Source organism: Aeromonas sp. INTO2 (genome assembly GCF_049860605.1).
GTDB lineage: Bacteria > Pseudomonadota > Gammaproteobacteria > Enterobacterales > Aeromonadaceae > Aeromonas > Aeromonas caviae.
On record NZ_CP187588.1, the window covers coordinates 4,498,050 to 4,519,429 of the forward strand.

General features: G+C 62.0%; 24 protein-coding genes. 18 read left to right on the top strand and 6 right to left on the bottom strand.

All coding sequences use genetic code 11. The features are described 5' to 3' along the window. The first annotated feature begins 28 nt into the window (after nt 1–28). Both ACPW74_RS21350 and ACPW74_RS21355 read left to right on the top strand, forming a co-directional pair. Nucleotides 29–931 carry a LysR family transcriptional regulator gene (locus ACPW74_RS21350; RefSeq protein WP_010672586.1) on the top strand — a complete coding sequence of 301 codons (903 nt, stop codon included), beginning with the start codon at nt 29–31 and terminating at the stop codon, nt 929–931. 240 nt (nt 932–1,171) lie between these two features. Beyond that, on the top strand, nt 1,172–1,486 hold the full coding sequence (locus ACPW74_RS21355; RefSeq protein WP_010672587.1) for a DUF2007 domain-containing protein: 315 nt from the start codon (nt 1,172–1,174) through the stop codon (nt 1,484–1,486). A gap of 15 nt (nt 1,487–1,501) precedes the next feature. On the opposite strand, the gene ACPW74_RS21360 is transcribed toward ACPW74_RS21355, so the two are convergent. Further along, the gene (locus ACPW74_RS21360; protein ID WP_039040404.1) at nt 1,502–2,785 is read right to left on the bottom strand and encodes a dicarboxylate/amino acid:cation symporter; all 1,284 of its coding nucleotides are present in this window, start codon (nt 2,783–2,785) and stop codon (nt 1,502–1,504) included. A gap of 208 nt (nt 2,786–2,993) precedes the next feature. Between ACPW74_RS21360 and ACPW74_RS21365 the strand changes: the two genes are divergently transcribed. Beyond that, nucleotides 2,994–3,239 (top strand): YecH family metal-binding protein, encoded by a 246-nt coding sequence (locus tag ACPW74_RS21365; protein ID WP_039040405.1) that lies wholly within the window; start codon nt 2,994–2,996, stop codon nt 3,237–3,239. A gap of 101 nt (nt 3,240–3,340) precedes the next feature. Then, nucleotides 3,341–3,940 (top strand): YhgN family NAAT transporter, encoded by a 600-nt coding sequence (locus ACPW74_RS21370; RefSeq protein ID WP_279980987.1) that lies wholly within the window; start codon nt 3,341–3,343, stop codon nt 3,938–3,940. Between the two features lie 61 nt (nt 3,941–4,001). Here ACPW74_RS21370 and ACPW74_RS21375 read toward each other — a convergent pair whose 3' ends face one another. Then, entirely contained in the window at nt 4,002–4,979 is a 978-nt protein-coding gene (locus ACPW74_RS21375; RefSeq protein WP_010672591.1) for a LysR substrate-binding domain-containing protein, read from the bottom strand. A gap of 291 nt (nt 4,980–5,270) precedes the next feature. Between ACPW74_RS21375 and tatA the strand changes: the two genes are divergently transcribed. The 3 genes from tatA (at nt 5,271) to ACPW74_RS21390 (ending at nt 7,388) form a co-directional block, all read left to right on the top strand. Beyond that, nucleotides 5,271–5,435, top strand: coding sequence for a twin-arginine translocase TatA/TatE family subunit (gene tatA, locus ACPW74_RS21380; protein ID WP_010672592.1), 165 nt, complete (start codon nt 5,271–5,273; stop codon nt 5,433–5,435). Between the two features lie 10 nt (nt 5,436–5,445). Beyond that, a complete protein-coding gene (locus tag ACPW74_RS21385) occupies nt 5,446–5,748 on the top strand; it encodes a YfcZ/YiiS family protein (RefSeq protein ID WP_010672593.1) in 303 nt (100 codons plus the stop codon). Nucleotides 5,749–5,966: 218 nt separating this feature from the next. Further along, nucleotides 5,967–7,388, top strand: a complete 1,422-nt coding sequence (locus tag ACPW74_RS21390; RefSeq protein ID WP_279980988.1) for a lytic transglycosylase F — start codon at nt 5,967–5,969, stop codon at nt 7,386–7,388. A gap of 5 nt (nt 7,389–7,393) precedes the next feature. Here ACPW74_RS21390 and ACPW74_RS21395 read toward each other — a convergent pair whose 3' ends face one another. After that, a complete protein-coding gene (locus ACPW74_RS21395; protein WP_010672595.1) occupies nt 7,394–7,555 on the bottom strand; it encodes a hypothetical protein in 162 nt (53 codons plus the stop codon). A 75-nt stretch (nt 7,556–7,630) separates the two neighbouring features. Between ACPW74_RS21395 and ACPW74_RS21400 the strand changes: the two genes are divergently transcribed. Next, on the top strand, nt 7,631–8,884 hold the full coding sequence (locus ACPW74_RS21400) for a phospholipase D-like domain-containing protein (RefSeq protein WP_279980989.1): 1,254 nt from the start codon (nt 7,631–7,633) through the stop codon (nt 8,882–8,884). A 468-nt stretch (nt 8,885–9,352) separates the two neighbouring features. Here the strand turns inward: ACPW74_RS21400 and ACPW74_RS21405 are convergent, their stop codons facing one another. Beyond that, on the bottom strand, nt 9,353–10,471 hold the full coding sequence (locus ACPW74_RS21405) for a fatty acid desaturase (RefSeq protein WP_039040410.1): 1,119 nt from the start codon (nt 10,469–10,471) through the stop codon (nt 9,353–9,355). A 149-nt stretch (nt 10,472–10,620) separates the two neighbouring features. Between ACPW74_RS21405 and fabR the strand changes: the two genes are divergently transcribed. Then, complete coding sequence (gene fabR / locus ACPW74_RS21410) at nt 10,621–11,241, top strand: HTH-type transcriptional repressor FabR (protein ID WP_010672598.1); 621 nt, start codon at nt 10,621–10,623, stop codon at nt 11,239–11,241. Nucleotides 11,242–11,260: 19 nt separating this feature from the next. Beyond that, nucleotides 11,261–11,626, top strand: coding sequence for a YijD family membrane protein (locus ACPW74_RS21415; protein ID WP_010672599.1), 366 nt, complete (start codon nt 11,261–11,263; stop codon nt 11,624–11,626). Nucleotides 11,627–11,659: 33 nt separating this feature from the next. Here ACPW74_RS21415 and ACPW74_RS21420 read toward each other — a convergent pair whose 3' ends face one another. Further along, nucleotides 11,660–11,974, bottom strand: coding sequence for a DUF1145 domain-containing protein (locus ACPW74_RS21420; protein WP_010672600.1), 315 nt, complete (start codon nt 11,972–11,974; stop codon nt 11,660–11,662). 108 nt (nt 11,975–12,082) lie between these two features. After that, nucleotides 12,083–12,712, bottom strand: a complete 630-nt coding sequence (rsmD, locus tag ACPW74_RS21425; protein WP_069785477.1) for a 16S rRNA (guanine(966)-N(2))-methyltransferase RsmD — start codon at nt 12,710–12,712, stop codon at nt 12,083–12,085. Between the two features lie 110 nt (nt 12,713–12,822). Here rsmD and ftsY point away from each other — a divergent pair, with 110 nt between their 5' ends. The 8 genes from ftsY (at nt 12,823) to hutG (ending at nt 21,361) form a co-directional block, all read left to right on the top strand. Then, a complete protein-coding gene (ftsY, locus tag ACPW74_RS21430) occupies nt 12,823–14,385 on the top strand; it encodes a signal recognition particle-docking protein FtsY (protein ID WP_279980991.1) in 1,563 nt (520 codons plus the stop codon). Nucleotides 14,386–14,607: 222 nt separating this feature from the next. Next, the gene (gene ftsE, locus ACPW74_RS21435; RefSeq protein WP_010672603.1) at nt 14,608–15,276 is read left to right on the top strand and encodes a cell division ATP-binding protein FtsE; all 669 of its coding nucleotides are present in this window, start codon (nt 14,608–14,610) and stop codon (nt 15,274–15,276) included. Then, nucleotides 15,276–16,229, top strand: a complete 954-nt coding sequence (ftsX, locus tag ACPW74_RS21440) for a permease-like cell division protein FtsX (RefSeq protein WP_029313524.1) — start codon at nt 15,276–15,278, stop codon at nt 16,227–16,229. The genes ftsE and ftsX overlap by 1 nt, the downstream gene beginning before the upstream one ends. 452 nt (nt 16,230–16,681) lie before the next feature. After that, complete coding sequence (rpoH, locus tag ACPW74_RS21445; protein ID WP_161469763.1) at nt 16,682–17,536, top strand: RNA polymerase sigma factor RpoH; 855 nt, start codon at nt 16,682–16,684, stop codon at nt 17,534–17,536. A gap of 127 nt (nt 17,537–17,663) precedes the next feature. Beyond that, entirely contained in the window at nt 17,664–18,323 is a 660-nt protein-coding gene (gene can / locus ACPW74_RS21450; RefSeq protein ID WP_010672606.1) for a carbonate dehydratase, read from the top strand. Nucleotides 18,324–18,333: 10 nt separating this feature from the next. Continuing rightward, entirely contained in the window at nt 18,334–19,038 is a 705-nt protein-coding gene (gene hutC / locus ACPW74_RS21455) for a histidine utilization repressor (protein WP_279956115.1), read from the top strand. Nucleotides 19,039–19,194: 156 nt separating this feature from the next. Further along, nucleotides 19,195–20,430, top strand: a complete 1,236-nt coding sequence (gene hutI, locus ACPW74_RS21460) for an imidazolonepropionase (protein WP_279980992.1) — start codon at nt 19,195–19,197, stop codon at nt 20,428–20,430. Continuing rightward, the gene (gene hutG / locus ACPW74_RS21465) at nt 20,423–21,361 is read left to right on the top strand and encodes a formimidoylglutamase (protein WP_279980993.1); all 939 of its coding nucleotides are present in this window, start codon (nt 20,423–20,425) and stop codon (nt 21,359–21,361) included. Before hutI ends, hutG begins: the two co-directional genes overlap by 8 nt. Nucleotides 21,362–21,380 lie beyond the last annotated feature (19 nt).

The following is a 21,380-nucleotide window of genomic DNA, read 5'->3' on the forward strand; positions in this document are numbered from 1 at the left end:
TGAGACATACAGTTTCACTGGTGAAACAATGGACCTGAATGCTGCCTTAATCCTCGTTCGTATCGTCGACAAGGGCTCCTTTACCGCCGCTGCCCAGGAGCTGGGCATGACCAAGGCGACGGTGAGCCGCCGCATCGCCGAGCTGGAGCAGCGTCTCGGTGCGCGGCTGCTCTATCGCTCCACCCGGCAGCTCACCCTGACGGAAGCCGGTGAACAATATTATCTACGCTGCAGCAAGGCGGTGGAGGAACTGGCCCAGGCCGAGCTGATGCTCAGTGCCAGCCAGCAGGAGGTGACAGGGACCCTCAAGCTGGCGGTGCCCATCGAGACGGGACAGCTGGTGGTGGGCAGGCTGGTGGCGAACTTCCTGCAAGCCTATCCGGGCATGAAGGTGGAGCTGGAGCTGACCAACCGCATCGTGGATCCCATCAGCGAGGGGCTGGATGCCATCGTGCGGGTCGGCGACATGAGCGACTCCAACCTGGCGGCGCGGCGTCTCTGGAGCACCGAGCGGCTGCTGTGCGCCAGCCCGGACTATCTGGCGCGCCACCCGGTGATCCAGAGGCCCGCCGATCTGGTGCATCACGAGCGGATCGCGGTCAGCACGGGGTTCCTCGCCTCGCACTGGTGTTTCGAGCTGGATGATCGCGAAGTGCTGGTGGATCCCCCGTCCCGCTTCCAGGTCAACAACATCACCTGTGCCAGGGAGGCGGCGAAGGCGGGGCTGGGGCTGGCTTCCCTGCCCGCCATGCTGTGCCATGATGAGCTGGCGAACGGGACGCTGGTCTCCTTGCTGCCGGAGTGGCAGCAACCCAGGGTACCCATCTACCTGCTGTTTCCCGAGCGGCGCCTGATGCCGCGCAAGCTGAGGGCATTCATCGATTTTCTGGTGGCCAACGGCCCGGCTTACGGCATCGACAAGCTGCTGTAAGGGTTTCGAGGACAACGTATGGAGCGGTGGATGAATCTGTATCGGGCATCGCACTCCCGGAAGATGCTCGCCCTGGAATGATGGTAGTGCTGGTGATGACGGCACTGGCAAGGGTTTCGAGGACAACGTATGGATCAGTGGATGAATCTGTATCGGGCATCTCGCTCCCGGAAGATGCTCGCCCTGGAATGATGGTAGTGCTGGTGATGATGGCACTGGCAAGGGTTTCGAGGACAACGTATGGATCAGTGGATTAACTTGTATCGCGCCTCTCACTCCCTGGAGGCGCATGCCCTGAAAGGGGCCTTGGAGGTAGAGGGAGTCAGGGTGCGCCTCAGCGGCGAAGGGCTCTCCGGCGCGCTTGGGGAGCTGCCGGTGGATCTGCTGCAAGTGACCCTGATGGTGAACGAGCGGGATCGTCAGCGGGCGGGCCGGATCATCGAGCGCTACCAGCAGCGCCAGGGCAACGGCTGGCTGTGCGGTCAGTGCGGGGAGGAGAACGGCGCCAACTTCGATATCTGCTGGCGCTGCCATCACGATCCCCAGGATCACTGAACGCCCCTCGCGCCCTCAGCGCAGGGTGAAGTCGATGTCATCCCCCGCATGGGCATCGTGGTAGGTGGCGAGATCCAGCTCCTTCTCGCTGCGGGCGATGAGCACGGAGACCAGGATGTCGCCGGAGACGTTGACCGTGGTGCGCGCCATGTCGAGGATCCGGTCTATGCCGGCGATGAGCGCCACCCCTTCCAGCGGCAGTCCCACGGCAGTGAGGGTCAGGGTCAGCAGCATCAGCCCGGTACCGGGTGTGCCTGCCGTGCCGATGCTGGCCAGCGTGACGATGCTGATGAGGGTCAGGTAATCCACCAGATGCAGATCCACCCCGAAGGCCTGGGCCACGAACAGGGCGGTGACCCCCTGATAGAGGGCGGTGCCATCCATGTTGATGGTGGCGCCGATGGGCAGCACCTTGGCGGTGATGGCGGGGGAGACCCCGAGCCTGCGTTCGGCGCAGGCCAGGCTGATGGGCAGGGTGCTGCTGCTTGAACTGCTGGTGAAGGCCACCGCCTGGGCATCGACGATGCTCTTGAAGTAGTGCAACGGGTTGAGGCGCGCCATCAGGAGCAGCAGGCTGCTGTAGACGCCAAGCACGTGGAGCAGGCAGCCGAGGTAGACGGCGCCGATCACCTTGAGCAGCGGCAACAGCAGGCTGACGCCGTACTTGCCGGTCATCCAGGCCATCAGGGCGCAGACGCCATAGGGGGCCAGGGCCATCACCATCTGGGTCAGCTTGAACATTCCCTCTGCCAGGGAGGTAAAGAACAGGATGGCGGGGCGGCCGCGTCGTCCGGTGGCGTTGAGGGCGAGAGCGAGGGCCACGGCGAACACGATCACCTGCAATATCTTGCCATCGCCCATGGCCTGCACCGGGTTGCGCGGCACCAGGTGGCTCAGCACGCTGGCCAGAGTAGGTTGCTGCGCCATGGCACCCCGTTCATAAGGGCCCATGTTGGCGCCCATGCCCGGTTCCAGCAGCCAGCCCATCATCAGGCCGATGCAGATGGCGACGGCGGTGGAGCAGAGATAGAAGCCGATGGCCTTGCCGGCGATGCGGTCGAGCCGCTTGCCCTTGAGCAGGGCGGTGAGGCCTGCCAGGACGGAACAGAAGATGAGGGGCACCATCAGCATCTGGATGGTGTTGACGAACAGGACGCCGATGGGCTTGAGCAGCAGGGCCTGCTCGCTGAAGCAGAGTCCCAGACCTATCCCGGTCAGCATGCCGAGCAGAGTCTTCAACCAGAGCGGGCGACGGGTCCAGATCCGCCAGGGTTTGAAGACCAATCCATGGAACAGCATGACGCCAATGTCCTTATTTTCTGTCTGCGGTGGCAAAAAGGGGCGACAGTGTAGCCATCCCCCCGTCAGGTTGCCACATTATCGACAAAGCGGTGCTCACGACCAGCCCGCTGGCGTTAAAAAAGGCGTTTTGTTGGCCTATATCAAGAACCCTCTCCGGGCTTCGGGCTTTAATTGTCATCTGACATGATGATTAAAGAGGTTCGAGATGTCCCAATCGATACACGGTCACGAAGTGATGGAGATGATGCTGGAGCAGGAGAGTCCGTTTACCCGGGCCAGCCTCAGGGCGGCGATCGCCTCGCGCTTCGGTGCCGAGGCCCGGTTCCACACCTGCAGCGCCAGCGAGATGGACGCTGACGCCCTGATCGACTTCCTGGCCAGGCGCGGCAAGTTCATCGACTCGGAGTCAGGGTTCCAGACCCGCGCCGACAAGATCTGCAACCACGGATGATCGCCAGTGGCGAGCGCGGTGGGGCGCTCGCCGAATCCCGCCACCTTTGTTATATTTCGCCCTCCTTCCCCTCTTGTTGAAAGGTTCTGCCCGGGCGCTCTATGGACACACTCTCCGCTGCCGTCATGCTGTTTCTGATCATGGATCCGCTGGGCAACCTGCCGGTCTTCCTCTCCATCCTGCGCCATGTCGACCCCAAGCGTCGACGCAAGGTAATGCTGCGGGAGCTGTTGTTTTCACTGGTGATCATGATGGGCTTCCTGTTCGCCGGTCAGCAGATCCTGAGCTTCCTCAACCTGCGTCAGGAGGCGGTCAGCATCGCGGGGGGCATCATCCTCTTCCTCATCGCCATCAAGATGATCTTCCCGAGCCCCGGTGGTGTGACCGGGCTGGCGGCGGGGGAGGAGCCCTTCCTGGTGCCCATGGCCATCCCCATGATTGCGGGTCCCTCCATCCTGGCTTCCCTGCTGCTTCTGGCGAACCAGGAGCCGACCCGGATGATGGACTGGTCATTGGCCCTGCTGATGGCCTGGGGGGCCAGCGCCGTGATCCTGATGTTCTACGAGCTGTTCAACAAGCTGCTGGGTGAGCGAGGACTCACCGCGGTGGAGCGGCTGATGGGCATGCTGCTGGTGATGATCTCGGTGCAGATGCTGCTGGACGGGGTGCACCACTATCTGGCGGTGACGGGTCAGAACTGACGGGGCGAATGCTGATGTCAACGTGAAACGGGGCTTCTTGAGCCCCGTTTTTTTTTGCGCGTCAGGCGGCAGCGGCCGGGCCGTCCGCCGAGGTTTCCAGCTTGCCCATGATGAGGGCGAGCAGGGTCTCCCGCAGCCAGCGGTGGCCCGGATCCTCCTCGTGGCGCTGATGCCAGATGAGCAGGTGGGAGATGCTGTCCAGGGCGATGGGCAGCGGCAGCGGCACCAGGGGATAGACCTGGGTGGCGTGGCGGGCGTAGAGGCGGGAGAGGGTCACTATCATGTCCGAGTGCATGCCCATGCGCAGGGCCGCCTCGAAGGAGGGGACGGTCGCCTCGATCCGGCGATAGAGATCCTGCTCTGCCAGCTTGTGATCCAGCATCCAGCGATCCCGCCCTTCGCAGTAGGTCTGCACATGGGGGTAGGCGAGGTAACGGGCGAGATCCCACTCGGGCTCCTGCAAGGCAGGGTGATCCCGCTGCACCAGGCAGGTGAGATCGTCGATGGTGAGCAACCGCTGACAGATGGCGTTGGGCAGGGTGTCGAGGCGAAAATCCGAATTGATGCAGTTCTCCCGCACCGTGAAGGCGATATCCACCTGGCCCTGGCTCATCTCGGTCAGGCTGTGTTCGGTCCACTCCTCGTAGCGCAGGCGGATGCCAGGGGCCTGACGCTTCAGTTCGCTCAGGTAGAGGGGGGCAAACAGGGTGAAGGCGCTGTCCATGCTGGCGATGACGAACTCCCGCTCCGTGCTGGCGGGATCGAAGTCCGGCGGCTGGATCAGGTTGTCCAGGGAGAGCAGTATGGGCTGCAGTTGCTGCTGGAGATCCAGGGCGCGGGGAGTGGGATCCATCCCGTAGGCCGAGCGCACGAACAGGGGATCGTCAAAGGTCTCCCGCAACCGCCCAAGGGCCTTGCTGACGGCGGACTGGCTCAGGTGCAAACGGCGTGCAGCCCGGCTGCCGTTGCGCTCTTCCAGCAAGACTTGCAGGATTATCAACAGATTAAGGTCTATGCGTGCAAGCTGTTCCAGCAACATGATATGAATCCTCTTCAATTCCTAGATGAATATATACCATTTGTTTTCATATCTTGGCGATCCTATGCTCGACGGGTCTCTCGCCCTGGTGGCGGCTGGTACAGGATGTAGCGGTTGAGGGGACAAGTAGCACCGACTCATACGGCGGCCCATGGTCGCCGTATTTTTTGCGCCTCGTCGCCGTTTTTGCGCGATTTTTTCGCCAACTTGCACCTGCCTTGATTTTGCCCAACAATCGATACGCTTTCTTTTGATACAACCTCCAGATATCTAACAGTCAGGAGTCTCCCTATGGGACTGGGTGGCATTCATATCTGGCATCTGCTGATCCTGCTCGTGGTCGTCGTCGTGGTGTTTGGCAGCAAACGCCTGGCTGGCGCCGGTGAGGATCTGGGCACTGCCATCAGGGATTTTCGCAACGCCTTGCGCGACGATGACAATATCCGGAATAAGTAGGAGTGAACGTATGTCTGTAGACGAGAAAGTGGAACTGAACGAGACCTGTGACAGTTGCGGCTGTTTCGCCGAAATTGGCACCATCATCGGCGAAGGTGACGACGTCATGGAGCTGGTGATCGAGGCCGCTGCAGAAGCCGACGCCCGCGAGAAATTTGCAGCTTACGAGGCGCTGGCCAAGCAGGTCACTGCCGAAGCCAAAAGCAGCAGCGAGCTGAGCCGGGGCCCGGATGGCGTGATCCTGAAGGCCCGCCTGCAATTCACCTGCACCGCCGAGAAGCTGATCTTCGAGATGCGCGCCCGCTCCCTCTGAGATCGTGATGACACGGCAGGCTTGCCTGCCGTCTTGCTCTGCCCCTCGCTTTTTCCCTCCCTTTGCGTTGTATAGTGAGTTATCCCACGGACGATCCGTTTTCCGTCCGGCATGCGCCGATCGGCAGAAGATCCCGCGACGCCCCATGACTTGGCGCAGGCGCCTTCTCTGACAGACCCGACGGTGCGCACCGGCCCCCACAGCGAGGTGGTTAAATCATGATGCGGCGATGGATCTGGGCCCTGCTGGCTCTCTGCTCTCTCCCTCTGCTGGCGGCGGATCTCAAGCCGCAGTTGCTGCCCCAGGCCGGTGATCTCGAACACATCCTGCAAAAAAAAGAGCTCAGGGCCCTGGTGGTCTATGAGCGGGGGTTTTTCTTTTTCGACAAGGGAGCCCAGTACGGCATCCTGGTCAATCAGCTTCAGGGATTCGAGCGCTGGTTGAACCAGACCTACCTGGCCAAGGAGAAGCTCAAGCTCAAGATCATTTATATCCCGGTGCGCCAGGACAAGCTGCTGGACTACCTGGCCGAGGGGCGTGGGGATCTGGTGGCCGCCAACCTGACGGTCACCCCCACCCGGCGCGAGCAGGTGACCTTCTCCCAGCCGCTGATCGCCCCCATCGAGGAGTGGGTGGTGAGCCAGCGGGATCTCCCTGCCTTCAATCGCATCACTCAGCTGTCCGGCCGGCGGATCTGGGTGCGAGCCAGCTCCAGTTATTTCGAGAGCCTGCACCAGCTCAACTGGCTGTTTCGGGAGCTGGGCTTGCCCCCGGTCTACATCGAGACGGTTCCCGAATACCTGCAGGACGGGGACCTGCTGGAGATGGTGTCAGCCGGGATCATTCCGCTGACGGTCACCGACAGCTTCAAGGGGCGGATCTGGCTCGACATGATTGGCGGCCTCAAGGCCCACAGACTGATACCGCTGCGGGACAAGGGGCGTAGCGCCTGGGCCCTGCGCAACAACAGCCCGGAGCTGCTCAGGGCGGTGAACGCCTACATCTCGGAGTCGAGCAAGCGGACCCTCTACAGTGACATGACATTGCGCCGCCTGCTGGCGCAAAGCGACCGCATGAGCAACATACTGGCGCCGGACCCGCTGGGGCGCCTGTCGACCATTCGCAAGGTACTGGAGGCCCAGGCGGACAAGTATCAGCTGGACTGGCTGATGCTGGCCGCGCTGGCTTACAAGGAGTCGGGGCTCAATCCCAATGTCGGCTCTCACCGGGGGGCCGTCGGCATCATGCAATTGCTGCCGAGCACCGGCAAGGAGGTGGGGATCCGAGGCGCCAGACTCACCAGTCTGGAGGGCAATGTGGAGGCGGCCTGTCGCTACATGCGGCTCATCCTGGACACCTACTTCAATGATCCCGGGATGGACAGGCTCAATCGCCATCTGTTCGCCCTGGCCGCCTACAATGCGGGTCCGAACCGGGTCCAGGCATTGCAGGCCAAGGCGGCCGACAAGGGGCTGGATCCGAACGTCTGGTTCGGCAATGTGGAGCAGCTGGTGGCCAACGATGTGGGCCAGGGGCCCATCAACTACGTTGGCACCATCTACAAATACTACGTGGCCTACCGTTTCAGCCTGCCCCAGTTGGAGGGCAAGTCAGAGGCCATCGAGGCGGTGCAGCCCTGAGCCTGTCAATGCTGGCCGGGGAGGGGATCCTCGTGATGCTGCGCAAGGGGTTCCCAGCCCAGATCCCGGTGCTGCTGGTACCAGGGCATCAACAGCCTGGCCGGGGTGGGATCCGGTTGGCTGGCATGAGGTCTCTGACTGAGGGAGGGGTGGTCGCGCAGTTCCATCATCGGCTCCTTGACACTGGGCTATTGGGGCGGTTGTCTGGGTTATGCCACCACCAGATGACAGGGAGATGACCCTTGATCTCCGCCGAGTTTGCCTTGCTCGCCGATCCCGGCGCCGCCCTGAAAGCCCGATGCCAGTTGATCCGCCAGGCTCGCCACCGGATCCTCGCCCAGTATTACAGCTGGGAAGAGGACGGCAGCGGCAAGCTGCTGCTGGCGGAGCTGGTGCGGGCGGCCAGGCGCGGAGTGGTGGTGCAGCTGCTCATCGACGATCTCTACGGCGGGGAGAACCGCTTTCTGGAGGCGGTGGCGGCGGAACCGGGCATCGAGGTGCGCCTGTTCAACCCCTTCTGGTTGCGGGGCTGGCGTCCTCTGACCCTGCTGCTGGAAGGGGTGCTGAGCTTTCGCCGCATCAACCACCGGATGCACAACAAGCTGCTGCTGGTGGATGGCAGCCAGGCGGTGATCGGCGGGCGCAACATCGGTGATCGTTACTTCGGGCTGGGGATGCCGCCTCACTTCATCGACCTGGATCTGGTCTGCCGCGGCCCCCTCTGTCAGCAGGCCGAGCAGGGGTTCGCGCTGTTCTGGCACAGTCGCTGGAGCCACCCGGTCCGTCGTCTGTTGAGACGCCCCTTGCTGCCAGCCGAAACCCGGGCCCTGAATGACTTCCTGCTGACCCTGACCGACCCCGCCATGGCGGCCGCCTATGATCTGCCGGCCACTCTGTTTGATGAGTGCCCCGTTCCCCTTTGCTGGCATCCCGGGCGAGGGCAGTGCTGGTTCGATCGCCCCGGCAAGGGGCTGGTCGCCCGGCCGACCACGGCGCCCCTGCTGGGACGCATGCTGGCGAGCAATCAGGGGGCCCTGAGGTTGGTGAGCCCTTACCTGATCCTGACACGGGGGCTGCGTCGCCGGCTCAAGGGGCAGCGACGGCAGGGGGTCGACATCGAGATCCTGACCAACTCCCTGGCCAGCACGGACGTGCCCCTGGTCTATGGCGCCTATCGACGTCACCGCCCCTGGCTCGAGCGTCAGGGGGTCACCCTGTTCGAGCTGACGACGGAGGCGTTCAGTCTGCATGCCAAGCTGATCCTGATGGGGAAGGAGGAGGCGCTGCTCGGCAGTTTCAACCTGGATCCCCGCTCCCTGATGCTCAACACCGAGTTGATGCTGCACCTCCATAGCCCGAGGTTGTGCGACGAGTTGCAGCAACTCATCGATGGCTGGTTGCAGCAGGCCGTGCACCCGGTGGCGGCGTCCCCCTCTGCATGGCGGCGCCTGCTGGCGCAATTGAGCGATTGGTTACCTTTGCATCGTTGGTTGTGAGTGGGATCCGCCTTGTGCGAGATCTCGCAAAGCCTTGTGCGCCTTCGAGGATAACGTTTGCCATCCAAAAACGGGACTGGATTGCATCGTATTGTTTTTAATCGATTTATATTAAGGGCGCCGTAACAATCCAGGCTCCTCGACTGCATAGAGGTGCGTCTATAACGGTTTTTTATTTTATTTAACTGCGTAGTATCTCGAGTGCAAGGACAAACACGGCGGCTGGTCTGCCGTGTGGGTGACGGCAACAGGGGAAATGGGCCAACCGGATTGCTCCGGCAGGCGAGGCGGATCGGGAGCGGAAACCCGTGATGCCAGATAGACCCCGTGGTTGCGGGAGCCCAATATGGAACATGCTATTTGCGAGGGGGTGACATGCGAATGTTGCCCCATTTTTTTATGACTGCCGTCCGTTTGCCCAATCAAAAAGACCGCCTACTGGCGGTCTTTTGCGTGATGTCTCGGCGATCAGGCGAGGCCCGCCAGCAGACGACTCCAGTTGCGCTTGGCAACGAGGAAACCGTCTCGCAATGTGCGGTACTCCAGTTGCAGCCTGAGCCTGTCGTAGCGTGCGAGGGCTGTGCGCTTGCGCTGCTCCAGCAGTGACTTGCGGCTGGCATAGTAGTGCTGGATCTGCAGGCTCAGCTTGTCGTACTCCTCCTGCAGCAGTGCCTGCCAGCGTTCCCTGTCGTCCTGCTTGTGCACTCTGGCCTGGGCGCGCTTGAGCTGCATCTCCAGCCTGGCCTGTTCGATGCGTTCCTCCGGGCAGGATCTCAGGTCTTTGGCGAGCCCGCACCAGGCGGCGGTGCGGATCAGCCACTTGGTGGGATCGAACTGCCACCACTGGATGCCGTTGCGGTAGTCGTTCTCGAACAGGTGATGGAAGTTGTGATAGCCCTCGCCAAAGGTGAAGAAGGCCAGGATGCCGTTGTCCCGGGCGCTGTTGCGATCCGTGAACGGCTGGCTGCCCCAGATGTGGGCCAGGGAGTTGATGAAGAAGGTGGTGTGATGGGTCATCACCATGCGCAGCACCCCGGCCAGCAGCATCATGCCGAGCAGATCCCCGTGCAAGAGGCCGAGCAGCAGCGGAATGCCGATGTTGGTGACCAGGGCCAGGGCGAGATAGTGCCTGTGCTGGAAGGCGACCACGGGGTTGTTTTGCAGGTCGCGCACATTGCTGTAGTCGTGGTAGGTATCGCGCTGGTATTCCCGCAGCATCCAGCCGATGTGGGAGTACCAGAAGCCGCGCCCCGCACTGTAGGGATCCTTCTGGTTGTCATCCACGTGGCGGTGGTGGCGGCGATGATCCGAGGACCAGTGCAGCGCCGAGTTTTGCAGGGCGAGCGCGCCTCCGATGGCGAAGATCCATTGCAGGGCCGGGTGCGCCTTGTAGGCCTTGTGGGACCAGAGCCTGTGGTAGCCGGCGGTGATGGAGATGCCGCAATAGCAGAACAGCAGCAGGAAGCAGAGCCACTGCCATAGGTCGTAGCCCTGGCTCAGTCCATACCAGGGGACCGCTATCAGTGCCGTGAGCCCGGAGAGGGCGAACAGCAGGGTATTGGTCATGATGATCGGGGGGCGGTCCATTTCACTCGGCTCCTTTCAGCGAACAGCTGTTCACTATTCTCCATTGAGCCGGAATGCGGGTCAATGGTAAAAAAGTCGGAGACAAACCTGATCCCGGCCCCGCCTTCGGGTTATCATCTGGCCTCGCTAATCTCAAGGTGACTGTTTTCGTGGGTATTCGCGCGCAACAAAAAGAAAAAACCCGGCGTACGCTGATCGAGGCGGCGTTCAGTCAACTCTGCGCCAACCGCAGTTTCTCCAACCTCAGCCTGCGGGAAGTGGCCAGAGAGGCGGGCATAGCGCCGACCTCCTTCTATCGCCACTTTCGGGACATGGAAGAGCTGGGGCTGACGCTGGTGGACGAGGGAGGGCTGACCCTGCGCCAACTGATGCGCCAGGCGCGCCAGCGCATTGCCGGTGGTGGCAGCGTCATCAGCACCTCGGTGCAGACCTTCATGGAATTCGTCGAAAACAACCCGAACATCTTCCGGCTGCTGCTGCGCGAGCGCTCCGGCACCTCGGCTGCATTCCGTCAGGCGGTGGCCCGGGAGATCCAGCACTTCATCGCCGAGCTGACCGATTATCTGGAAGCCACCACGCAGGCGCCACGGGAAGAGGCCTATATCCAGGCCGAGGCCATGGTGACCATCGTCTTCAGCGCCGGTGCAGACGCCCTCGACATGACTCCGGAAGAGTGCAAGGCACTGTCGGAGCGCACCATCAGCCAGTTGCGGATGATCGCCATGGGCGCCGAGGTGCAGAACCGCAAGCGCCACGAATCTCTCACATAACGCAAGGGTGGACAGCCTCATGCATGAACCGAACGCGATTCCGAAGAAGCCCCTGGTGCTGGCCCTGCTGATCGGTATCTGTGGCGATGCCTTCCTGTCGGCCTTGACGGAGTCGGTCGTCCCCTTCTCCTTCTACCCCCTCATCGCCCTGTTGCTGGCGGCCAGCCAGCTCTATCAGCACTATCGCCATGAGCCCATGGTGGGCAACACACCCAGCTGCATCCTGCTCTGCTTCTTTATCGGCGTGTTCGGCCATTCTGCCCTGGTCAAGGTGCAGTACCCCGAGCTTGGCAGCAACTTCTTCTCCCTCATTGCCATGCTGCTGCTGCTCGCCGCTCTCTCCATCAAGCTGGGAATCAGCCTCGGAAAAACGCAAAAGGAGTGACGAATCACTCCTTCTGGTCGGGCCGGGGGTGGCCTAGTCGGCCCTGGGGGGAGTCTCTCCCTTCTTCCTGGCGTCTATGATGGCCTGCAGCTTGGTGCGGATATCCATCATGCCGAACACCCCGAAGATCAGCACCTGGGTGAATTCGAGACGAGTGACAGCGAAGTAGGGTTTGCATGCCGCCTTGATCATGCTGGCCTGTACCCAGTGCATCAATATCACGATGACGCCGCACACCGGCAGAAAGCCGTTCAGTTTGCCCGGCAGGGTGCCCAGCAGGGCGAGTGCCACACCGAACCAGAAGAACAGCAGCACCCCCATCGCCAACAGATTAAACACCCGCTTCATCGTTTACCTCCCGTACATAGAGTTGATAGCAGGCCTGATGTGATCGACCTGCTTGTCCTTGAGCCGTTGTCCAAATTGACGGAGAAGGGGACTGTGCCCATCTCCCCTTTAAACCGCAGCGTCATGCTTGGTGTCCCGCAGATAGAGCTGATAGCAGACCTGACCCGCCTGCTTGTCCTTGAGTAGTTTCCAGCTGGCGGGCAGCGTCAGATCGGCCATCTCTTTTTCCCGCTCCAGATAGATGAGGGCATCGGATGCCAGCCAGCCGCGTTGCTCCAGCAGCTCGCACACCTGGGGCAGCAGCTCGCGACGAAACGGTGGGTCCAGAAAGACCAGATCGAACGGCGTGGCCGGGCCTTGCAGCCAGCTCACGGCATCAGCCTGGATCACCTGCCCCTGGCTGCTGCCCAGGGTCGTCAGGTTCTTCTTGAGCTGGTCGGCGGCGCCTCTGTCCATCTCGATCAGGGTGACCTGTTCGGCATAGCGGGACAAGGCTTCCAGCCCCAGCCCGCCGCTGCCGGCGAACAGATCCAGGCAGCGGGTACCGCGCACGTGGGGAGCCAGCCAGTTGAAGATGGTCTCCTTGACGCGATCCGTGGTGGGTCTGAGCCCTTCCACATCCCTGACGGGGAGTTTGCGCCCCTTCCATTGGCCGCTGATGATTCGTATCACGCCCGCTCGCCCCTGGGGGGCCGGGCTCTTGCTCGGGCTGTTACGGCTGGATTTCACTCTGGGCATCGCGTTTCGTCGTCAGAAAATAAAGTGATAGTATAAGGCGGTTCATTTTTATGCCGACCCGCCGAGGGACGGCTATCTTAGCAGTCAGCCTTTGATGTGAGTATTTTTAGATGGCAAAAGGTTTGTTTTCCTGGCTGGGTTTCGGCCGCAAGAAAGAAGAGGCTGAGGCCGTTCCATCGCAGGCGCCCGACGCTACCCCGGCGGTCGTCGAGTCGGAGGCCGCCGCTGTTCCCGCGCCTGTCGCCGATGTTGCCCCGGCTGATGCCCCCGCCGCCAAGCCCGAAGCGCCGCTGAGCGGCCCTGACGAAGGCCCCCTGGTTGTGGAAGAGCCGGAGGGCGAGCTTGAGCCCGTCATCGTCAATGAGGCCTTGATCGCCACCGAAGCTCAGGTCGCAGAAGAAGCCATTGTCGCCGCCGAAGCCCGCGCTGCGGAAGAGGCTCGCATTGCCGCCGAAGCCCGCGCTGCGGAAGAGGCTCGCATCGCTGCCGAAGCCCGCGCTGCGGAAGAGGCTCGCATCGCTGCCGAAGCCCGTGCAGCAGAAGAAGCTCGTATTGCCGCCGAAGCTCGCGCTGCGGAAGAGGCTCGTATTGCCGCCGAAGCTCAGGCTGCCGAGGAAGCTCGTGTCGCCAAAGAGGCCCAGCGAGCGGAAGATTTGCGTCTGGTCGCCGCGATGGAGGCTGAGGCCGCCGCTCTGGCCGCTCTGCCACTGGCCGCCAAGGTGGACGACGACACTCAGGAGAAGCCGCAGCGGGAGGGCTTCTTTGCCCGCCTCAAGCGCAGCCTGGTGCGTACCAGGGAGAATATCGGTTCCGGTTTCTTCGGCCTGTTCAGCGGCAAGAAGATCGATGACGATCTGTTCGAAGAGCTGGAGACCCAGCTGCTGACCGCCGATCTTGGCGTCGACACCACCACCCGCATCATCGAGGGGCTGGTACAGCACGCGGATCGCAAGCAGCTCAAGGACGCCGAGGCGCTCTACGGTCTGCTCAAACAGGACATGGGCGAGATGCTGGCCAAGGTCGAGCAGCCCCTGGTGATCGACACCAGCAAGAAGCCTTACGTCATCCTGATGGTCGGCGTGAACGGCGTCGGCAAAACCACCACCATCGGCAAACTGGCCAAACAGTTCCAGGCCGAGGGCAAGAGCGTGATGCTGGCCGCTGGCGATACCTTCCGTGCCGCTGCGGTCGAGCAGCTGCAGGTGTGGGGTCAGCGCAACAACATTCCGGTGATTGCCCAGCACACCGGTGCCGACTCCGCCTCCGTCATCTATGACGCCATCGAGGCTGCCCGCTCCCGCGGGGCTGACGTGCTGATCGCCGATACCGCCGGCCGCCTGCAGAACAAGAGCAACCTGATGGAGGAGCTCAAGAAGGTGGTGCGGGTGATGAAGAAGCTGGACGATACGGCGCCCCACGAGATCATGCTTACCCTGGACGCAGGCACCGGCCAGAACGCATTGAGCCAGGCCAAGCTGTTCAGCGAGGCGGTGGGCCTGACCGGCATCACCCTCACCAAGCTGGACGGTACCGCCAAGGGTGGCGTCATCTTCGCGGTGGCCGACAAGTTCCAGATCCCGATCCGCTACATCGGGGTGGGCGAGGGGATCGACGATCTGCGCCCGTTCGTCGCCAACGACTTCATCGAGGCGCTCTTCAGCCGCGAAGAATAAATCCGGCTGACATGAGTCGGCCCGGCCGTGACAAGCACGTGTTCCATACCCCGACTCCGGTCGGGGTATGTCACTATGAGGGCGCAGGCATGGCTCATCCGGGGAAGGATGACACGCGGCATGGTTGTGAGCGGTGTTGTCATCCAGGTGTTGTGCCGGTACGGGGGAGTGAGCGCCCCATGCTTTATCCCGGTCGGGGTTTGTCAATCTCAGGGAACCGTTATGATTCGTTTTGACAAGGTCAGCAAGGTCTACAGTGGCGGTCATCAAGCGCTGCAAAAGGTCAGTTTTCACCTGCGCAAGGGGGAGATGGCCTTCCTGACCGGCCATTCGGGGGCGGGCAAGAGTACCCTCCTCAAGCTCATCAGCGTGATGGAACGACCGACCGACGGCCGCGTCTTCTTCCACGGCGATGACGTCAGCCACATCCAGCGCAGTCAGATCCCCTACGTGCGCCGCCAGATCGGCATGATCTTCCAGGATCACCGCCTGTTGATGGATCGTACCGTGTTCGACAACGTCGCCCTGCCCCTGGTGATCGATGGCTACAGCCATGGGGACATCAACAAGCGGGTGGCGGCGGCGCTCGACAAGGTCGGGCTGCTCGGCAAGGAGCGTTACCAGCCGCGCATGCTATCCGGCGGTGAGCAGCAGCGGGTCGGCATCGCCCGCGCCATCGTCAACAAGCCGCCCCTGCTGCTGGCTGACGAGCCGACCGGCAACCTGGATCCCCAGCTTTCCATGGACATCATGCGCCTGTTCGAGGAGTTCAACCGCTTCGGCGTCTCCGTGCTGATTGCCACTCACGATCTGGGGCTGATCGCCCGGATGCGCTACCGCACCCTGACCCTCAAGGCGGGTCGCATGTATTCGTCCGGGGAGGATCGCTGATGGCTATTGTTCGTCATAAACAGCCGCCGTTGCGTCGTTTGATGATGTATGGGGTGGATCACGTGCGCCAGGCCTTTGCCAGCCTGGGTGAGCTGTGGCGCAACCCGCTCGCCTCCCTGATGACCCTGGCGGTGCTTGGCGTGAGTCTGGCGCTGCCTTCCTGTTTCCACGTATTGCTGAAGAATGCCGAAGTGGTAGAGGGGAGCTGGCAGACCAGCTCCCAGATCTCCCTCTATCTGCGCAAGGATCTGCCGGAGCAGAGCATCCTCGATATGAAGCAGCGGATCCTGCTCTATCCGGAAGTGGAGTCCGTCACTTATATGAACCGTGACGAGGCGCTCAGGGAATTTCGGGAGATCTCCGGTTTCGGTGATGCCCTGGATTATCTGGACAGCAACCCGCTGCCGCCGGTGCTGAGCGTGATCCCGGATCCGCGCTGGCAGAATCCCGAAGGGGCTGCCGAGCTGCTTGCCAAGCTGGAGAACGAGCCCGGTATCGAGCAGGGCAAGCTGGATCTGCAGTGGTTGACCCGGTTGCAGGGGATCATGAACCTGCTGCGCCACACCATTACAGGTATCGCGGTGTTGCTGCTCTCCGCCGTGTTGCTGATCGTGGGCAACACCCTGCGCCTGAATATCCTGAACCAGCGTTCCGAGATTGAAGTGCTCAAGCTGGTGGGCGCGACCGATGCCTTCATCCACCGTCCCTTCCTCTATACGGGCATCTGGTTCGGGGTCATCGGCGGCATGCTGGCCTGGTGGCTGACCGAGGTGATGGTGATCTGGAGCGAGGGGGTGGTGAAGGAGCTGGCGGGGCTCTACAACAGCAACTTCCGTCTGGTGGGGATGGGGGCGTTCGACGGCTTCAATCTCATACTGCTGGGCGCCCTGCTGGGGTTGATCGCCTCCTGGTTCTCGGTACACAGGCACATTCGCGACATAGAACCGTCCTGATTAATTTGTCAGCATTTTAAAGCGCTGGATTTTGCGAACTGGATCAAGTAAAAGAGTGGCCCGTTTCTGGCACGGGCCACTTTCTCAGAGTAATCTGAATGGTGTCTGCGCCGAGGATCATATGTGGATCCTCTGAACCTTTTGATTTATCAATGGTCTATTGACTGCAGCAGAATGAATACGGGTATGGCCCCTATGCCTTGCTCGTCTGACTTGGCAAGCATGTGAAGGTTGCGAGCTCCGCAACAATGGACTTAGCATGCTACTTTTCAGGGGTCCTTTACTGTGACCCCTTTTTTTTGACTGTTCATTTATGATTCATGCCGTCAGCCTAAGATAGGCCGGGTTCATGCTGGGGTGATGTATGATGCAGCACGCAGAATGATACCTGGTCGGTAGACACGTCTTCTCAGGGTGTTAGACTGATTCGATTGAAAAGTAAGAGGTAGAACATGGGAACTTCATTGCAACGCACTATGGCTCTGATTCCGCAAGGTAGTCTGGAAGGCTATATCCAGGCCGTCAACTCGATCCCTGTGCTGAGCGTAGAGGAAGAGCGCGAACTGGCGATGCGTCTGCAGCAGGATGGCGATCTCGAAGCTGCACGCCAGCTCGTTATGTCGCACCTGCGTTTTGTCGTTCACGTGGCCAAGAGCTACTCCGGCTATGGCCTGCCTCAGGCCGATCTGGTGCAGGAAGGCAACATCGGCCTGATGAAAGCCGTCAAACGCTTCGACCCGAGCGTGGGCGTGCGTCTGGTCTCCTTCGCCGTACACTGGATCAAGGCCGAAATCCACGAATATGTGTTGCGCAACTGGCGCATGGTCAAGGTGGCGACCACCAAGGCCCAGCGCAAGCTGTTCTTCAACCTGCGCAAATCCAAGAAGCGTCTGGGCTGGCTGAACCACGAAGAGGTGCAGGCCGTGGCTGCCGACCTCGGGGTATCCGCTGCCGACGTCACCGAGATGGAAGCGCGCATGAGCAATTACGATCAGGCCTTCGACCTGATCGGTGACGATGAAGACGAGGGTGGCTTCGCGCCGGTGCACTATCTGGAAGACAAATCTTCCGATCTCGCGGCGAACATCGAGAACGACAACTGGGACAGCCATGCCACCCGTCGCCTGAGTGCGGCCATGGCGACCCTGGACGAGCGCAGCCAGCACATCATCCGTGCCCGCTGGCTCGATGACGAGAGCAAGACCACCCTGCAGGAGCTGGCCGATACTTACGGCGTCTCGGCCGAGCGGGTGCGCCAGCTTGAGAAAAACGCGCTCAAGAAGCTGAAAGATGCCATGGATGCCTGACGGCCTCCTCCGGTAAGAAGCAGGGCCTGATGGCCCTGTTTTTGTTTTGCGGGGATCTGGTCGGCCTTGCCTTGGTTACCCTTGTGTATGGTATGTTGCCGCCACTGCCACAGTAGGGAGAGCAGAAGTGAAACTGTTGAACGACTTGTTTACCAACAACCGCGAGTGGGCGGAACGGATCAAGGCCGAGGATCCCAATTTCTTCGCTACCCTGTCCGCCCAGCAGGCACCCGAGTACCTCTGGATCGGCTGTTCCGACAGCCGGGTTCCCGCCAACCAGCTGATGGGGCTCTTGCCGGGGGACGTCTTTGTCCACCGCAACGTCGCCAACCTGGTGGTGCACACCGACTTCAACTGCCTCTCGGTGCTGCAATACGCGGTGGAGGTGCTCAAGGTGAAGCACATCATCGTCTGCGGCCACTATGGCTGCGGTGGGGTCAAGGCTGCGATGCAGAACCAGGAGCTGGGTCTCATCGACAACTGGCTGCGCAACATCAAGGACGTCTACTTCAAATACGGCGAACAGCTCGAAGCCATCGAGGATGAGCACGAGCGCTTCGACTACCTGTGCGAGCTGAACGTGGCCGAGCAGGTCGCCAACGTCTGTCACACCACCATCATCCAGAATGCCTGGCGCAAGGGGCAGGAGCTGGCGGTGCACGGCTGGATCTACGGCATCAAGGATGGCCTGCTGCACGATCTCGATCTCTGCATCAGCGGCCCTGACCAGATCCCGGACGTCTATCGCGCCTGGCCGGACATGCGTCCGCCCCATCGTCGCCGCTGAGGACCATCCGGTGGCTCCTGCGCTCTACCTTCAGATAAAGCAGCACATCCTGGACGGGATCCGCGAACGCGACTATCAGGCAGGCGACCGGATCCCGACCGAGGCCGCCCTGTGCGAGCAGTTTGCCGTGAGCCGCATGACGGTGAACAAGGCGCTGCGTGAGCTGGTGGCCGAAGGCTGGCTGGTGCGCACCGCCGGATCCGGCAGTTTCGTGGCCGACAGGCGTACCGAGTCGCCGCTCCTGGCGATTCGCAATATTGCAGACGAGATCGCCGAGCGGGGCAGCGAGTACAGCGCGCGGGTGATCCGGCTGCAACGTCAGGCCGCCGACGAGAAAGTGGCGGTGCGTCTGGGCCTGCGGGTCGGGGCGCCCACCTTTCACAGCCTCATCGTCCATCAGGCCGATGGGGAGCCGCTGCAACTGGAGGAGCGCTTCGTCGATGCCGAGCGACTGCCCGGCTATGGCGAGCAGGATTTCACCCAGCAGACGCCAAACAGCTATCTGATGGAGATCTGCCCTCTCTCCGAGATGGAGCACGTGGTAGAAGCCGTGTTGCCGAGTGCTGGTGAAGCCGGACTGCTGCAAGTGAGGGTCGACACCCCCTGCCTGCTGCTGCACCGGCGCACCTGGTCAGACGGCTGTCTGGTCTCCTATGCCAGATTGTTGTCGCCGGGTTCCCGCTACAAGCTGAGCTCCAAGACGCGTCTCGCATAATTGTATATACAAATTAAGCATTTAAAAGCCCACCTCTCGGTGGGCTTTTTTGTGCTTACACTCTAATAAAACCGCTGTTATCAAGATGTGAACTTGATCCTTTCTTTCTTTTCAGAGATGGGCTATAAATTATTGTATATACATTTAGAGGTCGGTATGAACAAGGAACTGTTGAACTGCGAGCGGGTCTGGCTCAACGTGACACCCGCCACCCTGCGCCCCGATCTGGCGGACTACGGCCTGCTGGAGCCCCATGCCCTTGGCGTGCGGGATGGCAAGATCCACGCTCTGGTCCCCATGCAGGATCTCAAGGGCCCCTATGCCGCCTCCTGGCAGGACATGAAGGGGAAGCTGGTCACCCCCGGTCTCATCGATTGCCACACCCACCTCATCTTCGCCGGCAGCCGCGCCGAAGAGTTCGAGCTGCGCCAGAAGGGGGTCCCCTATGCGGAGATCGCCCGCAAGGGGGGCGGTATCATCAGCACGGTGCGCGCCACCCGGGCAGCCAGCGAGGAGCGGCTCTATGAGCTGGCGTTGCCGCGGATCAAGTCCCTGATCCGGGAAGGGGTCACCACAGTCGAAATCAAGTCCGGCTACGGCCTCACTCTGGAAGACGAGCTCAAGATGTTGCGGGTGGCCCGTCGTCTGGGAGAGACGCAGCCCATCCGGGTCAAGACCACGCTGCTGGCGGCCCATGCGGTGCCGCCGGAGTATCGCGACGATCCCGACTCCTGGGTCGAGACCATCTGCCAGGAGATCATCCCGGCGGCGGCCGAGGCAGGTCTCGCGGATGCGGTGGATGTCTTCTGCGAGCACATCGGCTTCTCCCTTGCCCAGACCGAGCAGGTCTATCTGGTGGCGGATCAGTACAACCTCGCGGTGAAAGGGCACATGGATCAGCTCTCTAACCTGGGGGGCAGCACGCTCGCCGCCCACTTCGGCGCCCTCTCGGTGGATCATCTGGAATATCTGGATCAGGACGGGATCCAGGCGCTGGCTCACCGTGGCGTGGTCGCCACCCTGCTGCCCACCGCTTTCTATTTCCTCAAGGAGACCAAGCTGCCCCCGATCGCTGCCTTGCGCAAGGCGGGGGTACCCATGGCTGTCTCCTCCGACATCAACCCGGGCACGGCTCCCATCGTTTCCCTGCGCATGGCCATGAACATGGCCTGCACCCTGTTTGGCCTGACCCCGGTGGAGGCCATGGCCGGGGTGACCCGCCACGCCGCCAGGGCGCTTGGCGAGCAGGAACGGCTGGGGCAGCTCAAGGTCGGCATGCTGGCGGATTTCCTTGTCTGGAACTGCGGCCATCCGGCCGAGCTCAGCTACCTCATCGGCGTCGATCAGCTGGTGAGCCGTGTGGTCAACGGGGAGGAAACCCTTCATGGATAAGTTCAACGGGATCGACATGTCGGTCTGGCAGGGGCGTCAGGATCCCGAAGACGGCGAGCTGGCCCTGCGCTGGCACGACAGGGTGCAACCCTGGCAGGAGAATCGCGAACCCGGCGTGGTGCTGCTCGGCTTTGCCTGTGACGAAGGGGTGCGCCGCAACAAGGGGCGGGTCGGTGCGGCCGGTGCACCGCTGGCGGTGCGCAAGCTGCTGGCCAACACGGCCTGGCATCTGGGCGCCCCCGTCTATGACGGCGGGGATCTGGCCTGTGAGGACGGCGATCTCGATGCCGCCCACGGGCGCTTGGCCGAGCGGGTCGCGAGTGCGCTGGATCAGGGGCACTTCCCCCTGGTGCTGGGAGGCGGCCACGAGGTGGCGTTCGGCAGCTGGAGCGGCCTGAACCGTCATCTTGGCGGCGAAGGGCGGGTCGGGATCATCAATTTCGACGCCCACTTCGATCTGCGCATGAAACAGGAGCAGGCGAGCTCGGGCACCCCCTTCTTCCAGATTGCCGAGCAGTGCGCTGCCCAGGGCACCCCCTTTCACTATGCCTGTCTCGGGGTGGCCGAAACCGCCAATACCGCGGCGCTCTTTGCCCGCGCCGAGGCGCTGGGAGTCTGGCACGTGCTGGACGAGGCGATGACGCCGACCGAGCTGCCAGCCTTGCTCAGCGGGCTGGATGCCTTCATCGCCCGTTGCGACCACCTCTATCTCACCATCGATCTCGACGTGCTGCCGGCGGCGGTGATGCCGGGAGTGAGCGCTCCCGCTGCTCGCGGCGTGGAGCTGGCGGTCATCGAACCGCTCATCGCCCATATCCGGGCCAGCGGCAAGCTCAGGCTCGCCGATCTGGCCGAGTACAACCCGAACCTGGATCAGGACAACCGCAGTGCCCGCGTGGCTGCGCGCCTGGTTCACCAGTTGACCAAGTAGTGGCGCACCGCGCCGCCTG

Bases quoted from the DNA above. Each gene is read 5' to 3' on its own strand.
- ACPW74_RS21350 (WP_010672586.1), top strand. From the start codon at position 29: ATGGACCTGAATGCTGCCTTAATCCTCGTTCGTATCGTCGACAAGGGC.
- ACPW74_RS21355 (WP_010672587.1), top strand. From the start codon at position 1,172: ATGGATCAGTGGATTAACTTGTATCGCGCCTCTCACTCCCTGGAGGCG.
- ACPW74_RS21360 (WP_039040404.1), bottom strand. From the start codon at position 2,785: ATGCTGTTCCATGGATTGGTCTTCAAACCCTGGCGGATCTGGACCCGT.
- ACPW74_RS21365 (WP_039040405.1), top strand. From the start codon at position 2,994: ATGTCCCAATCGATACACGGTCACGAAGTGATGGAGATGATGCTGGAG.
- ACPW74_RS21370 (WP_279980987.1), top strand. From the start codon at position 3,341: ATGGACACACTCTCCGCTGCCGTCATGCTGTTTCTGATCATGGATCCG.
- ACPW74_RS21375 (WP_010672591.1), bottom strand. From the start codon at position 4,979: ATGTTGCTGGAACAGCTTGCACGCATAGACCTTAATCTGTTGATAATC.
- tatA (WP_010672592.1), top strand. From the start codon at position 5,271: ATGGGACTGGGTGGCATTCATATCTGGCATCTGCTGATCCTGCTCGTG.
- ACPW74_RS21385 (WP_010672593.1), top strand. From the start codon at position 5,446: ATGTCTGTAGACGAGAAAGTGGAACTGAACGAGACCTGTGACAGTTGC.
- ACPW74_RS21390 (WP_279980988.1), top strand. From the start codon at position 5,967: ATGATGCGGCGATGGATCTGGGCCCTGCTGGCTCTCTGCTCTCTCCCT.
- ACPW74_RS21395 (WP_010672595.1), bottom strand. From the start codon at position 7,555: ATGGAACTGCGCGACCACCCCTCCCTCAGTCAGAGACCTCATGCCAGC.
- ACPW74_RS21405 (WP_039040410.1), bottom strand. From the start codon at position 10,471: ATGGACCGCCCCCCGATCATCATGACCAATACCCTGCTGTTCGCCCTC.
- ACPW74_RS21415 (WP_010672599.1), top strand. From the start codon at position 11,261: ATGCATGAACCGAACGCGATTCCGAAGAAGCCCCTGGTGCTGGCCCTG.
- ACPW74_RS21420 (WP_010672600.1), bottom strand. From the start codon at position 11,974: ATGAAGCGGGTGTTTAATCTGTTGGCGATGGGGGTGCTGCTGTTCTTC.
- rsmD (WP_069785477.1), bottom strand. From the start codon at position 12,712: ATGCCCAGAGTGAAATCCAGCCGTAACAGCCCGAGCAAGAGCCCGGCC.
- ftsY (WP_279980991.1), top strand. From the start codon at position 12,823: ATGGCAAAAGGTTTGTTTTCCTGGCTGGGTTTCGGCCGCAAGAAAGAA.
- ftsE (WP_010672603.1), top strand. From the start codon at position 14,608: ATGATTCGTTTTGACAAGGTCAGCAAGGTCTACAGTGGCGGTCATCAA.
- ftsX (WP_029313524.1), top strand. From the start codon at position 15,276: ATGGCTATTGTTCGTCATAAACAGCCGCCGTTGCGTCGTTTGATGATG.
- rpoH (WP_161469763.1), top strand. From the start codon at position 16,682: ATGGGAACTTCATTGCAACGCACTATGGCTCTGATTCCGCAAGGTAGT.
- hutI (WP_279980992.1), top strand. From the start codon at position 19,195: ATGAACAAGGAACTGTTGAACTGCGAGCGGGTCTGGCTCAACGTGACA.
- hutG (WP_279980993.1), top strand. From the start codon at position 20,423: ATGGATAAGTTCAACGGGATCGACATGTCGGTCTGGCAGGGGCGTCAG.